Source organism: Methylobacter sp. (assembly GCF_004322395.1).
Taxonomy (GTDB): Bacteria; Pseudomonadota; Gammaproteobacteria; order Methylococcales; family Methylomonadaceae; genus Methylobacter_A.
In genome coordinates this window covers 26,169-40,488 of record NZ_SCTW01000013.1, presented here as the reverse complement: position 1 = coordinate 40,488, position 14,320 = coordinate 26,169, and the positions used below count along the sequence as shown (strand labels likewise).

Genomic DNA, 14,320 nt, shown 5'->3' with positions numbered 1-14,320 from the left:
TCGTCTATTTCGGAGCTATGGTTTTACTGCCTTTGGATGCCGTTGTATTGCTGATAAAACTGATGGGTGTTGTCGGTCTAAATGGTTTTATTGCAGCCTTTATCGCCATTCCGGCTGTTGGTTACTTAGGTTTAATAGTTTACAAAACACCAGGGCTTTGCAAAATGGTGGTTGATGCGGGGGTAGACTTGATTAAGACCAGTAAAATCAGAGTTGAAGCATTTAACGAAATTGCAGACTCTGTAAAAGCTTAATTTTTCGAAAGACCGCATAAAAAAAGGTGTGCCGGTTTCGGCACACCTTTTTTTATGCCTGTAGCTCTTCGTAGATTAATGCCGCTTTTGCAATGCCCAATAAAAAATCAACGTTCCGAATGCAGCGGCCAAATGTTTTAGCGAGTGTCCGCTGAGCAAGCCGACAATGCTGTATAGCTGGGCATCGAACAACTCCATCAGTTTCGATATTGCATAAGCGCCAATAAGGCCCCAAATATACTTATCATTATTTAATTTTGAGTCAAACAGCCACAGAATCAGCGGTATCAACAAAACCGGTAAAAATTGCACCAACGCGTAGGCGCGCAGATCTCCGTGACCGTTCAGTTCCGTCAGATGCCAGTAAACCACTGAAGCAATGCCTAATATCAGCAATGGAACAAATAATTTCCACGCCAGCCGAGTCGAAATATATTCTCCAATAATAGCGCTGAACAAGGCCATGAAAGCTATCGTCATCGGCAGGCGATCCCAAACCAGGGTTTGATTGTCGGGCTGATAGTGGTAGTACGCAGAACCGAAGCCGGTCAGCAACACACCGATGAAAAACGTTAAATACATCGCCTGTAATTCAGCCAATCCGCCGGCTGCTTTATGTAACGCGACCAGCCTGATTCCCATAATGCCGATAATGACAAACGGTAAATTGGACAGCACATTGTAAAAGTTGGCGATGCTGAAAATGCGACGCTGGTCGGCGAAGTTATGGTAAGCCGGATCCTGGGCAATCGGATCGATGCTAACCATTACAATAATCGCGGCAACAATTATCGCCAACATAATTTTCAGACGGTTATCTATAGGCATAATTCATAAATTTGGTTGTAATAACAAGGGACAGAGTGTAATCGCTCTTGTATGATTAAGTCACATCTTGTTATTTTGTGGAGATATTGTCATGCCTATATTACTCGCGTTAATCGGTTTCATCGTCATAGTTGCGTTGTTTTTTATCAGCATTTACAACCGGCTCGTTAACTTACGCAACGGCGTTAAAAATGCCTTTTCCCAGATAGACGTTCAATTGACCCGGCGTTACGACCTGATACCCAATCTGGTTGAAGCGGTAAAAGGCTATATGAAACATGAAAGAGAGACGCTGGATGCGGTGATTAATGCAAGGAATGCAGCGGTGACCGGACTTAAGGCCGCCGAGGCAAATCCTTCCGATCCCGAAGCGATCCGGCAGCTGGCAAGTGCCGAGGCTGCGCTTCAGGGCAGTCTGGGCAAAATGTTTGCTTTGGCCGAGGCTTATCCCGATCTCAAAGCCAATCAGAATATGATGCAGTTTCAGGAAGAGCTCTCGTCTACTGAAAATAAAGTGGCTTTTGCGCGTCAGGCTTTTAATGATGCGGTCATGACCTATAACAACGGCCGTGAGAATTTCCCCAACAATATCCTGGCCGGCATGTTTAATTTTACTCCTGCCGAACATCTGGACATAGAAGCGCCGGAAAAACGTCAGACGCCGAAAGTCTCTTTTACTTAAAACCGCTTGGTGCAGCAAATGAACTTCTTTCAAAGCCAAGATGATGCCCGCCGGAAGACCCGTTCCCTGATCCTGATGTTCATGCTAGCCGTGATTGCGATCGTCGTAGCAGTCAACCTGGTGATAACGGCGCTAATCATTAATATGGGTGATAATGCCGGAACTGCGACACTGCCGGATTTTAACTGGATCATGAATAACCTGCCATTGGTGTCGATCATTTCATTGAGCACTGTCGGTTTTATCAGCCTGTCCAGCCTTTACAAAATTGCGTCATTGAGCTCGGGCGGCGGAAAGGTTGCCCGCAGCCTTGGAGGAACGCTGATTACCGCAGAGAGCGCAGATCCGCTACGCCGCCGTTTATATAATGTCGTTGAAGAAATGGCGATTGCTTCAAGTATTCCGATGCCGGAAGTTTACGTACTGGAACAGGAGCCCGGCATTAACGCCTTTGCAGCAGGATTTACCACCGGCGACGCGGCAGTGACCGTTACTCGCGGTATGCTGGAAACGCTTAGCAGAGATGAATTGCAAGGCGTAATTGGCCATGAATTCAGTCATATCCTTAACGGCGATATGCGTTTAAGCACGCGGCTGATGGGACTTTTGTTCGGCATTTTAGTTATCGGCCTGATCGGCAGGGCCGTGTTGAACAGCGCCCGTTACGGCACTATGCGTTCCGATGATTCCCGCCGTGACGGTACAGCCGCTATTTATCTGGCTGGCTTAGGACTGTTTTTGATCGGCTATATCGGCGTTTTTTTCGGGCAATTGATCAAAGCGGCAGTATCACGGCAACGTGAGTTTCTGGCCGATGCTTCAGCCGTGCAATTTACCCGTCAGACCCAAGGCATCGCAGGCGCGTTAAAAAAAATAGCCGCCGTTCAGCAAGGTTCTGAGTTACAGGCAGCGGATGCCGAAGAAGTCAGCCACATGCTGTTTGCCACCGGAGCATCATTCGGTTCACTGCTGGCAACACATCCGCCTTTGGTTCAGCGTATCAAAGCATTGGAGCCGAATTTCGACGAGTCTGAAATAGACCGGTTTGCCGAGCGAATGCTTGGGCAAATGCAGAACGGCTCGGAAGCCGTTCAGGAAAGTTCATCAATAGCCGGTTTCGCGCCGCGACACTTTGCCGTAACGCCGGACACGGTTAGCGAAACGGTAGGTATGCCTGCTGAAGAACATATACAACTTGCTTCAACCCTGCGCCAGTCGATACCTGAAAATCTTTATCGGGCCGCCCATTCCGATACTGATGCCTTGCCGTTAATTTTGTCATTATTGCTCGATACAAACGAAGCCGTGCGTCGAGTGCAATTAGAACTGATTGCCGGACAATTAGGCGGTACGACGGTAATGGCCGCCGAAACGCTGCAATTGGAAATAAAAAAACTGGACACAGCGTTTCGCCTGCCTTTGTTGCAAATCGCCTTTCCGCTGATTAAAAACCGGCCTCAGGAGCAGCTTGAACGCATAGCCGACCTAGTGCAACGGTTGATCGAAGCCGATGGCGTTGTCGATATGTTTGAGTTCGCCTTATCCTGCGTTTTAAAAACGCATTTAAATGACGCCGCTCATCCGCAACGCCGACATGGCAACCTCCGCCTGACACAGTTATCGAAAGCCGTCGGCACATTGTTTTCCGTGATGGCAAAACAAGGCCATACTGAAGCCGGTGCAGCTTATCAAAAAGGCATGGAATGTTTGGGGCGCCATGAACAGCGTATAAAAATGCTGATAGATACCGGGCAATGGCCTGATTATCTGCCACCCCAGGATTGGATGTCTGCCGCGGATAATGCGTTGAATCGGCTCGATGAACTACAGATGCTGGACAAACAAGCCCTGGTTTCCGCATTGGTGTTGACGATATCTCATGATGGTAAAGTCAGCTCTGACGAAGCGGAACTGCTAAGAGCAATATGCGCAACCCTACATTGTCCGTTGCCGCCGTTTGTTTTCGATGCCGGACAATAGCTTCTGATCACTTGTGGTATATTCTCAATAAAACTGGTACGGGTCGTTTAGAAAGCCGGTTAAACCGTGTCTTTAGACAAAATCATAAACAATTTATTTTAAGGTGATAAATAGATATGTCGGTAATAATTTATATTTTAACTGTTATTTTTGTAGGTTATGTTGTTTATACCGTAGTAAACGATAAGGAAAAAGGTAAATGATTTGGCTTGTGATTTTTTGTTTGCCCAAGCTTTTCCAAGTGTATTATTCCTTAGTCAAACAACTTCCACACCAATGAAGACACAGCTTCCAATAAATAAGGATCGGCATAGTTTTCAATAGAATAATGGCTTTGGTTCCGGCTAAGATCATGATTTACATTAGTTATTTTAGGTTGTTCTTGCTGCTGTTGTTGGGCCAATAATTGCCCACCGGCTTTTTTCCATTCCATTAAATGAGTGATTTCACCGTTATTCAACCAAATGCCGTGTTTCTTGCATTGGTCGATAACCACACCGCTACGGTAACCGAAGTTGACTCTGTTCATCAGTATCCGGCACACAGGGCATTTAATATACTTGACCTTTTTAGCTTGGTAACGGTCATCGTTTATATTCTGGATATGTTTGAGATTGACGGTTTCCTCACCGGAAACGGCATTATCCAGTAAAATTTCAATTTCGCCGGGGTCGAAAAATAAACCGAAACATTCGCTGCAACGCTCGATATACAAATGACCGTTGATTTTAAGGCCGATGGTTTGCAACGGGATATTGCATTGCGGGCAAATGCGTTCGGAACGCAGGTTTTCGATGCTGAAATCATGTTTTGCTTGTAAGTCGACATCATTGCGCACACCGCAATATCGGCAGCGGTTGGTGTCAGGCTCCAGCGGTGCGGAACAGCTCTTGCAATTTGCCATGATTAAAAGCTGTTCAGAAGTTGCTGCTTTTTGGCTGCATATTCCTCAGCGGTAATCAGCTGTTCTTCGTACATTTTTTTCAACTTTTCAAGTTTCGCCTCAATGCCATTGGGGGCTTGCTGATTGTTTTGAAAGACTTGCGCCATATTTTGCCCTAAGCCCATACCTGCACCGATGCCGACGCCGATACCGGCAGCGCCGCCTTCGTTCCTGGCCGCTTCGCGCATCGCTTCCAGCTGTTGGACGCTCGCATAATCGAGGCCGACGGCTTGTGCGGCCTGGGCTTCTGCGGATAAATCGGCAATGCGGTTAATGCGTCTTAGCGTGTCCTCATCAAAGCTGGTGCCTTCAATCCGAAAATCGGTGATTTCAAAACCCAGTTTGGTGAATTCTGCTGCTAATTGCCCATTCAAGCCTTCGGCTATTTCATTGCGATTGGCATCTATGTCGGAATAACTAAAACGGTTTACAGCCAGAAAATCCGAGATAGGGTGAATCATTCTCGCAGACATGACGCTTCTAAAATCATCGGTAAAAAAATCGCTATGGCTACCGACCACATTGGCGAAAAAGTCTTGCGGGTTAAAAATGCGGTAACTGTAATTGCCGAAAGCAAGCAGTCCTACCGGAAATTTATATTTAGGGTCTTCGTATTTAACCGGCGAAGTCGTGCCCCATTTTTGGTCTAATATCTTGCTGGTTTTAAAAAAATAAATCCCGACCTTATGCTCGCTCTCAAAAAACTGCATAAAGTTGCTAATGGTCGTCCAAAATGGAATATTATCGGTTTCCAAATCGACCATGCATGGCTGGGTAATTACGGTTTTGACTTTGCCCTGATAGACAAAAATGCAGCCTTGTCCCGGCCCTACGATCAGTTTAGAAGCGTTTTTAATCTCATCGCCATTATCCGTCCATTGGCTGAAGAGTGCATCGGGGCGCGGATCGGTCCATTCAATTACCGAGCGGAGTTGTTGTTTTATGCCGTCGAAAAGCGCCACCTTGAGCCTCGTTTGTTGTGTTATGGAAAAACCTGGATTTTTTGCTCTGAATTTCATTTTAACGGGCAATGCCGTAAGCCGCAACGCGTAAATAGGGGCTTATAGACTGTAATCTATGAGGAGTGCTAATCCTATATGATTTATCGATTTTTGGCAGACGCCGTTCTTATTATCCATTTCCTGTTTATCGGCTTCGTTGTTTTCGGAGGGCTCTTTGCGTTACGTTCTCCGTGGGTTGCGCTGGCTCACATACCGGCTGCCTGTTGGGGAACATTCATTGAATTGACAGCAGGCCTGTGTCCTTTGACAGGGCTGGAAGTCGGATTTCGCAAAATGGCCGGCGATGCCGGTTACTCCGGTAGTTTTATTGAACATTATCTCCTGCCCATCATTTATCCCGCCGGGCTCACAAGAGACGTTCAACTTGGACTGGCGGGCTTTGTCATACTGATCAACGTTGCGATATACGGGGTGCTTGTCTATCGATTGTGGTTTTCCCGGCCTAAAAATAGCCGGGGAAGCGGTGACAACACGTAAGTCAGGCTGCGGATTTTCAGCGCTGTTTTCAGGCTTAATCCTAGAAAAATCATTTGATCCACGAAAAGCACAAAAAGCACGAAAAAATTCAAATAGATACCCAATTGCAGGTAGTCACCCAAAGGGTGAATGACTAAATCAATAGAACATATTGATTTCTTTCGTGTCGCCTAGAGGCGCCTACTTTTGGCTTTCGTGCTTTTCGTGGACTAACTGGCTAATGGTTAAAAACCGTCTTATGTGTTGATCTCAACATCTGCTCAGTTAATTGTTTACCTGCTTCGATAAAGGGATGAATGATAAAAGTAGCTCCCAATCGATAAAGTTCGTCTTCTTCATGGCTATGAAAACAAATCGTTCCGATGGAACCGGCGAATTGCAGGTTTTTTAATTGCTTGATCGACGATGATCTTACCTCGAATTCCGGCATGGTAAGGATAATCCCTTTGACTTTTTCCAAGGGTAGTTTCCCCCATAGCGCAGAATCTTCGGCATCTCCGTAAATCACTCTTCTTCCTTCAGCAAGTAAGTTTTCCAGCACGGTAGGATCTGCATCCAAACCCAAAACGCGAGTCTCTTGTTGATTAAAAGCGAGATACGCAGACATACCGGTGCGCCCCATGCCGACTACCAGCCATTCCGCGCTCCCGATACTGCTGGGTAGTCTGTCCAGATGTTCGATTTTTCGTTCAAAACGAACCAATTTCGTTTCCAGCAAAGAAAACAAACGGTGTGAAAACCGATTTAATGGCGCCGCAATGGCCAATGAAAGCGCTACCGCCAGGCCGATTGTAGATTCCCAAGTGGGTGGAAGCAGGTTTGCTTCGACGACGGTATTCGATGTAATCAATGCAAACTCACTGTAGGTCATCAACGCCAGTGAAGAAACAAATGCCGTGCGGGCGCGTAAACCGACCAGCAGAAACAACGCAAAAAAAAGTATGCCTTGCAATGGCAATAGGGACAATAGCTCCAACACCTGCACAATTTCGTCATACCCCGGCAAATCGGCTAAACCGATTTGAAGGAAAAATGCGGCTAAAAAGGTTTCCTTTAACCCCCATAGCTTATTAGAAAGATCGTTTATGTCGACATGTCCGGCCAACATAACCCCCATTAGCAATGCGCCAATATCGCTGGAAATGCCGACCTTTTGCGCCAACACACCGCCAGCCAATGCCAGGGCTACGCCCAATAACAATTTCAATTCATCGTCGCGGCTGGCACTAAGCAACCGATAGGCCAAAGGCCGAAGAAAAGGCAGCAGTAACAGACAAAGCGCCCAAGGCGACGGTTGCTTGTTATTGGCGACAGCCAGCAGGCCGATCGCAACAATATCTTGCAAAATCAATATGCTTAGGACATCCCGTCCATACAATGTAGAAAGTTCGCCGCTATCTTCCAATACTTTAATCGCGAGAACTGTGCTGGAAAAAGCCAAGCTCACCCCTATCACCAAGCCGCCGGTAACATGCCCGTTAAAGCCAAAGAAAACCAGCGCTGAAACCAAGGTGACGATAAGTAAGTGCAAACTGCCGACGCTAAGCACTTCGCGTCGTAACAGCGATGAGGGTTTCAATTTCAGGCCGACCGTGAACAATAGCAATTCAATCCCGATATCCGCTAAATGCTTAAGTGTGTCGTTTGCTTCAACGCCGGCAACGTTCAAAACATACCCCGCCATCAAATAGCCTACCAAGGGAGGTAAATATAATCGGCTGGTTATCAAGCCTGCCAGAAAAGCAGCGCCAACCCATAGTAATTCCATAATAAAACCTACTCCGATAAGTACAATTGCTGATTATGATAGCGCGAATTTTGTTTAGAATAGAACGCGCTGGTAACTATCTAGGATAAAGCTCGTAACTGAACAGGAAGGTTTTCAAATTTAAAAAGTTGAAGTTGTGGCGATAAAGGAGAGCATGTGCTTAATAAGATAATCCACGACGCGCTGATGATTTGGGTAACCATTGAACCGATTGGGACCGTTACGCTTTTTGCGGCGCTGACTTCCGGGTTTTCGCCAAGAGAACGTAGAAAAACGGCAACAATGGCGATTGCTTATTCGGCTATTATTTTGCTTGGCGCAATTCTTATCGGGCAAATCATTCTTACTGCCATGCACATTCAACTTATTTCGTTGCAAATTGCCGGCGGCATCATTTTGTTTCTTTTCGGTCTCCAGATGATTTTCGGCCGAGCGGTAACCACCTTTAGTCAATCTGAGGCCGGGCATGATATCGCGGTGTTTCCGCTGGCAATACCTTCCATTGTGGGGCCGGAAGCCATTATGGTCGTGATTTTACTCACTGACAATTACCTTTATTCCATTACTACGCAAGCGATAACAGCAGGTATAACGCTTGGTGTCCTTGCAGTTACTTACGCGTTGATGCTTCTCGCAGAGCATCTTCTGCGTATCATTGGGAAGAACGGCGCGGCGATACTGGAGCGTATTATGGGAATAATCCTCGCCACACTGTCAGTCGACTTGATTATAGATGCGTTTACCAGCATCGCTCAATGGACTATTCCAAAGCCATAACATTATGCGTATAAAGCATAGCGGCTAGAGGGGGATCAGTCCGAAAAAACCGAAGTTCTATCTTAACTTAAGCGGAGGATATAACCATGCCTATTAATGAATTTTGCAATCGCGACGTCGTGTTCGCGACCAGAGAAATGAGTCTAACGGAAGCAGCGCAATTGATGCGCGAGTACCATGTCGGCGATCTGGTAGTCGTTGATGAGCTTGATGGAAAGAGAGTGCCGGTCGGCATTGTTACAGACCGCGATATGGTCATCGAAATTATTGCCCAATCCTTGGATCTCACTAAGTTTAGCGTGGGTGACATCATGGGTCCGCAACTGATCAGCGTACAAGATAAAGAAGGTGTGTTTGAAACAATTCGGCTGATGCGCAGCAAGGGCATTCGCCGCATCCCGGTGGTTAACCAGGAAAAAGGACTGGTAGGCATTGTGACGGCAGACGATATGCTGGATATTCTGGCCGAAGAGATAACAGAGCTGGCTAAGGTCGCTCCGCGTGAGCAGGAGCATGAGGCTAAAATAAGAGCTCATTAATGCATAACGTTTTATCTTTTTCGTACTCTGTGTCACCCACGCAGGGAGAACGATGAAGTTGAGAGTCTTAAAAAAACCTTCATCGCTTGATAAGCGATGAAGGTCAACCCCTTTAAACAGCTATGTTTTGGTTGTATCGACTACATGTAGAAATATTCAGTTTCCTACATTTTTTGAGTTGGCTTTAATTCCGTAAATTGTATAAACAATGATGATGATTAAGTACACGCTCAGTGAAGTTATAAATTCACTGGGTTTCTCGGCTGAAGCTTGAGGAATCGTATGGCTGCTAACGATATGGGTAGCTAAACGAGAGTCCGGTGAATTTTCTCGATTCAGCTCTATTTTGTCCTGCGCAGTAATTTTCGGCTCTTCCTGAACTTCAACAGCGAAAACATTAAACGACAAGGTTAATACGGCCAAGTAAGTTAATATGCTTTTCATGTTCATTGTTGCACGCTCGTGGAAAAAGTTGACTGAAAAAAGATAGCGATACGATACTATTATCGGTTTTTTTCACTCTGATGACAACGTTTTTTTAACAAGGCGTTTATAAAGGGCGATGCAGAAGCGATATTTGAACGAATTAAAGGTTCTCTGCATTTAACAATATGACTTCAATTTCTTCGGTAATTTCTTCCTGGCGATAAATCTGCGATTTTCGTTGCAGCTTTACGGTTTCATCATCCAAGTGATTTACAGCTCCTTCCAGATGTTGCTGACGGCGATGATTTTCGGCCAACAGCGAGGTGTAAAAAATTTCATGCAGCACCGCAAATAAATAATGATCTACCAAGTCTGTAAAAAAAACGCCGGGTTCCAAGTTCAGTACCGGAGGGTTACCATAATGAAATGTTCTTTTGTTTTGCTGAGGAAAAGGAGGCAGCACTTGCCGATGGTCGATTTGATTGGTTGAGTCATGGTGATAAACAACGGTCAGCTGTAATATAGATGCAGTTTTATCAATAGCCGCAACCTCCGGCAATGCGTTGATGGCGTCAAGCAGTCGGTTAATGATTTCGGGCACTTCTTCGGCGATATTGGCGCCTTCAAGTGTAGCGATTATTTCAGGGCTAATACCTTCCAGCCGGTTAGCAAGCCGGCTGCCGACAGCAATAATACCGGTATAAGCTTGGCTTGAGATAGCATTAATCAGGCTTTCGTTAAAGTCGCCGCAAAACCCGCGTTCCGCTCCCAGCAAAACACAAATATGCGCGGCGTTGTTCTCAACTGCTGCCAAGCCGGGATAAAAATCCAGAAAATCCAACGCCGCACGTTCAATATTAGCCACAACCTGGCTTTGCATGGTTTTAAAGCGCTGTAGTTTATGGATTTCTATGAAAGCCAAATTTTTCATCGAATTTAAAATGCTGCGTATATCTTTCAGTTGGGTGATATGCAGTTGCAGTTCGCGGCTTAGGCTCATGACGGCTGTGAGGGGTTGGTATTAAGCCATTTTGCAACGGCTAGCTGCCATTGTTCAGGGCTGCTTTCCAAAGTCAGTGTCGTGTTTTTAAGCTCCTCATCAATGCTTGCGAGCATTCTGGGAATGTCTTCAAGAGCTGCCTGGTTGAATAGCCCTGCATTAAACGCGATCAGCCAAGCCAATTGAAACAGATTGCTGTGCGGAGCCAGCCGGTCCTGTTTTAATATTTCCCGCAGCAACCGGCCTCGTTTGATCCTCGCTTCCATTGAAGCTTCCAGGCGCTGGCCGAAACGGGTGAACGTTTCCAGTTCCAGAAATTGCAGGTAATCCAGTTTCATTTGTCCCGCTTGATCACGGATGCTCATGTCTTGAGCTTTACCGCCTATCCGGGATACCGAGCGGGTAATATCGATGGCCGGCCGAAAGCCTGACACAAACAGGTCATTATCCAGATAAATTTGCCCATCGGTAATCGAGATCAGGTTGGTCGGAATGTACGCGGCAATTTCCCCTTGTTTGGTTTCGATGATCGGCAAAGCGGTCATGCTGCCGCCGCCGTTTTCGGCATTCAAGCAAGTCGAGCGTTCCAGCAGCCGGGAGTGGACAAAGAAAATATCGCCCGGATAGGCTTCGCGTCCGGGCGGGCGGCGCAGCAACAAAGACAGCTCCCGGTAGGTTCGGGCATGGGTGGATAAGTCATCGTAAATAATCAGCGTATCTTGGCCCTGCGCCATCCAGTATTCGGCCAGCGCGCAACCGGCAAACGGAGCGATATATTGTAAACCGGGCAGGGCGCTGGCTTCGGCGACCACGCACACGGTGTAGTCCAATGCGCCGTGTGCTTTCAATGTTTCTATGGTGCTGACGACAGCAGAGCGTTTCTGGCCGATCAACACATAGATGCACAGTACATTTTTGTTTTTTTGATTAATAACGGTGTCGATGGCGATTGAGGTCCTGCCCAGCCCTTCATCGCCGACTATCAGTTGCCGCTGTCCTTTGCCTATCGGAATCAGCGTGTCGATAATTTTTATGCCGGTATACAGAGGTTTATGGACAAAATCACGGGCGATAATCGCAGGGGAGCCTTTTTCCATATTTTCGCGCCCTGACTGGGGCGGTGGAGGATATCCGTCCAACGGCGTTCCGAGTGGATCGATAATCCTACCCAAAAACTCGTCGCCGACCGGTATGCTGAGCGAGTACCGGGAAAGATGAACCGTAGTGCCTGCCGTCAGTGCTTCGGTTTCATACAGCAAAATTGCACCGATCCGGTCGGGGTTAAGGTCGAAGACCATGCCCCGGCTGCCGTCGTTAAAAATCAGGATGTCTTCAATAGCGGCCGACGGAAGGCCCTTAATCCAGCTGATGCCGTCGCCGATGGCAACCACCGTGCCTTGTTCGGTAATACGCAGTTCCGGTTGATAGTTAGCCAGCCATTCGGCTTGTTTATCCAGTAAGCTGTCCCGTGCAGTCGGAGCAGCGACGACAACATTCTTATCCTGGCGCGTGGGATCAATAAGCACGATATTACTCTGGTTCATAGCCAAACTCGGCAAAACCGATCAGTTCGTGTTGCAGGTTGGCGTTCAGCACCCAAGCACCGATATCCATGCGCAGACCTGCTATCAACGCTTCATCCTGATGGTATTGAAAGTTGATTTGATTATTGATCAACTCCCCCAGTTTTTGTTCCAGCTGATGACGCATTTCAGCGGTTAATGGATAGGCGCTGGTTATTTTGATAGGCACAGACTTTTTAGTTCCCAGCGTGGTCAAAGACTGTTTGCAAGCTTCAGGCAAAGTAGTCAGATTGCTGATAAGCATCGCGAATAAGCGAGCTTCCAGCTCAGAGCCGGCGGATTGCTGCAACAGCATTCCGGCAAATTTTGCGGCGTTTCGCAAAGCCTGTTTTTCGGTTTGTTGTTGTAACTCTCGCTGTTGTTTTGACAGCAGCACTTTCGCTTTTTGCCGCTCTTGCTCAAGATCGGCATTCAGCTTGTCCAGGTGTTCTTTTCTTTCGGCTTCGAGTTGCCGGTGCAGAGCTGTGATAGCGGTCTGTTTTTCTTGTTCCCACAGTTTTTGCCGATTTTCATAAAGGTTGAATTGTTGTTCTGCCTGCTGTTGCAGGTTTTTTGCGTCGCTAAGCGACTGGTCGATAAACAGCTTACGCTTGGCGATTACTTCCATCAAAGGCTTGTAAAAAAGCCGTTGCAAAATCCAGATTAGAATTAGGAAATTGATAATTTCAAGAACAAAGGTGGATAGGTTGAATTCCATATGCTTTATTGTCGGGCTAGGTATTTACTTAGCAGTTGAAAAAATGGAACGCAGATGACGCCGATAGTTAAGATCGAATAAGATTTTTTTGAATTATCCGCGTCCATCATATTAATCTGCGTCATCTGTGTTCCATTGTGTTTAATGGCTGAGTAGTTACAGTGTGTCTTATTGGTGAATTTTTTATTCAATCATTTAACGATATATTCAAGCAACGGATTCCGGAACAGCACGATCAAAATAATAACCAGGCAATAGATAGCCAGCGATTCGATCATGGCCAAGCCGATAAACAAGGTGCGCATGATCGACTGTTCCGATTCCGGTTGCCGCGATAACGCGTCCAGAGCGCTGCCGATAGCTTTACCCATGGCCAAGGCAGGCAGCATTACTCCCAGTGCGATGCCGATAATGGCGGCGATGCTGGAACCAAGGACAATCGAGGCAATGTCGGACATAAGTTACTCCTGTGAATTAAACTGTTGGGATTTTATAGCGCCGGCCACATAGATCAGCGCCAGCATGCCGAAGATATACGCCTGCACCAACGCTTCGATGATATGCAGCATTAACACAGGAATCGGCGCGAGAAATCCTGCCACCAGCAATACCAGCATCGCTGCTATTTCCAGGCTTAGCATATTGCCGAATAAACGGACAGCCAGAGCCAAAGTTCGGGTAAGCTCGCTGATAATATGAAAAGGCAGCAAAATCGGGCTGGGGCTCAGGTAATGATGCAAATAGTTTTTTAAGCCCTGAGTTTTTATGCCGAACCAGTGCACCGAGAAAAATACCACTACCGCCAGTGCCGATGTCACTGAAAGATCGCGGGTAGGGGAGTGCAAACCCGGTATTAGGCCGAGCAGATTGGCAATGATCAGAAACAGCCAAAGGGACGCAATAAAAGGCATGATTTGCTGCCCGTGTTCCGGCGCGACGGCAGTAATCGCCTCGTCTATAGTTGCCACAATGCCTTCAGCGGTCGTCTGCATCGTGCCGGGCCGCAGCATATCCAGACGCCGGGTTGAAATCCAAGCTATTGCGGCAACAGCCAGCATGATGCCCCAAGTGGTGATAATTGATGTGCCTATTACCAGAGGACCTAAGGCAAAGGTAAATTCATTTTCCATCGAAGCGCCTCTTAATTTCAACATATAGTAACTATGATTAGTAGAACATGGATAGCACTGATTGAACGGATTTTCAAAATCCGAAGCAAAGTTTAATCAGTGTATCCGCGTGCCATTCTCTTTGCGCTGAATAGTTACAATTTTATATTCTTTAATCATTTTTTGTCTCATTCCCATGCGCTGCGCTCATCGTTATACACAAGTATCTGCGGTA

At 46.7% G+C, this 14,320-nt stretch carries 16 protein-coding genes; 6 read left to right on the top strand and 10 right to left on the bottom strand.

Translation table 11 applies throughout. The features are described from left to right. A partial coding sequence (locus tag EPO18_RS02405; RefSeq protein WP_292430006.1) for a hypothetical protein occupies positions 1-254 on the top strand: 254 nt, incomplete at its 5' end. A gap of 75 nt (positions 255-329) precedes the next feature. On the opposite strand, the gene EPO18_RS02400 is transcribed toward EPO18_RS02405, so the two are convergent. Next, the gene (locus EPO18_RS02400) at positions 330-1,082 is read right to left on the bottom strand and encodes a ceramidase domain-containing protein (RefSeq protein WP_292430003.1); all 753 of its coding nucleotides are present in this window, start codon (positions 1,080-1,082) and stop codon (positions 330-332) included. Positions 1,083-1,173: 91 nt separating this feature from the next. Here EPO18_RS02400 and EPO18_RS02395 point away from each other — a divergent pair, with 91 nt between their 5' ends. Together EPO18_RS02395 and EPO18_RS02390 are read left to right on the top strand one after the other, a co-directional pair. Beyond that, positions 1,174-1,764: a LemA family protein gene (locus EPO18_RS02395; protein WP_292430000.1), complete on the top strand. Its 591-nt coding sequence runs from the start codon at positions 1,174-1,176 to the stop codon at positions 1,762-1,764. A gap of 18 nt (positions 1,765-1,782) precedes the next feature. Beyond that, positions 1,783-3,744, top strand: a complete 1,962-nt coding sequence (locus EPO18_RS02390; protein ID WP_292429997.1) for a M48 family metallopeptidase — start codon at positions 1,783-1,785, stop codon at positions 3,742-3,744. A 253-nt stretch (positions 3,745-3,997) separates the two neighbouring features. Here EPO18_RS02390 and EPO18_RS02385 read toward each other — a convergent pair whose 3' ends face one another. Together EPO18_RS02385 and EPO18_RS02380 are read right to left on the bottom strand one after the other, a co-directional pair. Beyond that, the gene (locus EPO18_RS02385; RefSeq protein ID WP_292429995.1) at positions 3,998-4,648 is read right to left on the bottom strand and encodes a TFIIB-type zinc ribbon-containing protein; all 651 of its coding nucleotides are present in this window, start codon (positions 4,646-4,648) and stop codon (positions 3,998-4,000) included. A gap of 2 nt (positions 4,649-4,650) precedes the next feature. Continuing rightward, on the bottom strand, positions 4,651-5,649 hold the full coding sequence (locus EPO18_RS02380; protein WP_292429994.1) for an SPFH domain-containing protein: 999 nt from the start codon (positions 5,647-5,649) through the stop codon (positions 4,651-4,653). A gap of 135 nt (positions 5,650-5,784) precedes the next feature. Here EPO18_RS02380 and EPO18_RS02375 point away from each other — a divergent pair, with 135 nt between their 5' ends. Continuing rightward, entirely contained in the window at positions 5,785-6,186 is a 402-nt protein-coding gene (locus EPO18_RS02375; protein ID WP_292429992.1) for a DUF2784 domain-containing protein, read from the top strand. Positions 6,187-6,403: 217 nt separating this feature from the next. On the opposite strand, the gene EPO18_RS02370 is transcribed toward EPO18_RS02375, so the two are convergent. Further along, the gene (locus EPO18_RS02370) at positions 6,404-7,954 is read right to left on the bottom strand and encodes a cation:proton antiporter domain-containing protein (protein WP_292429989.1); all 1,551 of its coding nucleotides are present in this window, start codon (positions 7,952-7,954) and stop codon (positions 6,404-6,406) included. Between the two features lie 156 nt (positions 7,955-8,110). Here EPO18_RS02370 and EPO18_RS02365 point away from each other — a divergent pair, with 156 nt between their 5' ends. Together EPO18_RS02365 and EPO18_RS02360 are read left to right on the top strand one after the other, a co-directional pair. Continuing rightward, complete coding sequence (locus EPO18_RS02365; RefSeq protein WP_292429987.1) at positions 8,111-8,731, top strand: MarC family protein; 621 nt, start codon at positions 8,111-8,113, stop codon at positions 8,729-8,731. An 86-nt stretch (positions 8,732-8,817) separates the two neighbouring features. Next, on the top strand, positions 8,818-9,270 hold the full coding sequence (locus EPO18_RS02360; RefSeq protein WP_292429985.1) for a CBS domain-containing protein: 453 nt from the start codon (positions 8,818-8,820) through the stop codon (positions 9,268-9,270). Positions 9,271-9,426: 156 nt separating this feature from the next. Here the strand turns inward: EPO18_RS02360 and EPO18_RS02355 are convergent, their stop codons facing one another. The 6 genes from EPO18_RS02355 to EPO18_RS02330 all read right to left on the bottom strand — a co-directional run bounded on the left by EPO18_RS02355 (position 9,427) and on the right by EPO18_RS02330 (position 14,106). Next, positions 9,427-9,714, bottom strand: a complete 288-nt coding sequence (locus EPO18_RS02355; protein WP_292429982.1) for a hypothetical protein — start codon at positions 9,712-9,714, stop codon at positions 9,427-9,429. A gap of 142 nt (positions 9,715-9,856) precedes the next feature. Further along, complete coding sequence (locus EPO18_RS02350; RefSeq protein WP_292429979.1) at positions 9,857-10,696, bottom strand: F0F1 ATP synthase subunit gamma; 840 nt, start codon at positions 10,694-10,696, stop codon at positions 9,857-9,859. Next, complete coding sequence (locus EPO18_RS02345) at positions 10,693-12,240, bottom strand: F0F1 ATP synthase subunit alpha (RefSeq protein ID WP_292429976.1); 1,548 nt, start codon at positions 12,238-12,240, stop codon at positions 10,693-10,695. The genes EPO18_RS02350 and EPO18_RS02345 overlap by 4 nt, the downstream gene beginning before the upstream one ends. Beyond that, entirely contained in the window at positions 12,227-12,976 is a 750-nt protein-coding gene (locus EPO18_RS02340) for a F0F1 ATP synthase subunit delta (protein ID WP_292429973.1), read from the bottom strand. The genes EPO18_RS02345 and EPO18_RS02340 overlap by 14 nt, the downstream gene beginning before the upstream one ends. Positions 12,977-13,167: 191 nt before the next feature. Further along, positions 13,168-13,434 carry an ATP synthase subunit c family protein gene (locus EPO18_RS02335; protein ID WP_292429971.1) on the bottom strand — a complete coding sequence of 89 codons (267 nt, stop codon included), beginning with the start codon at positions 13,432-13,434 and terminating at the stop codon, positions 13,168-13,170. A 3-nt stretch (positions 13,435-13,437) separates the two neighbouring features. Further along, on the bottom strand, positions 13,438-14,106 hold the full coding sequence (locus EPO18_RS02330) for a F0F1 ATP synthase subunit A (protein WP_292429969.1): 669 nt from the start codon (positions 14,104-14,106) through the stop codon (positions 13,438-13,440). Between the last annotated feature and the right edge of the window lie 214 nt (positions 14,107-14,320).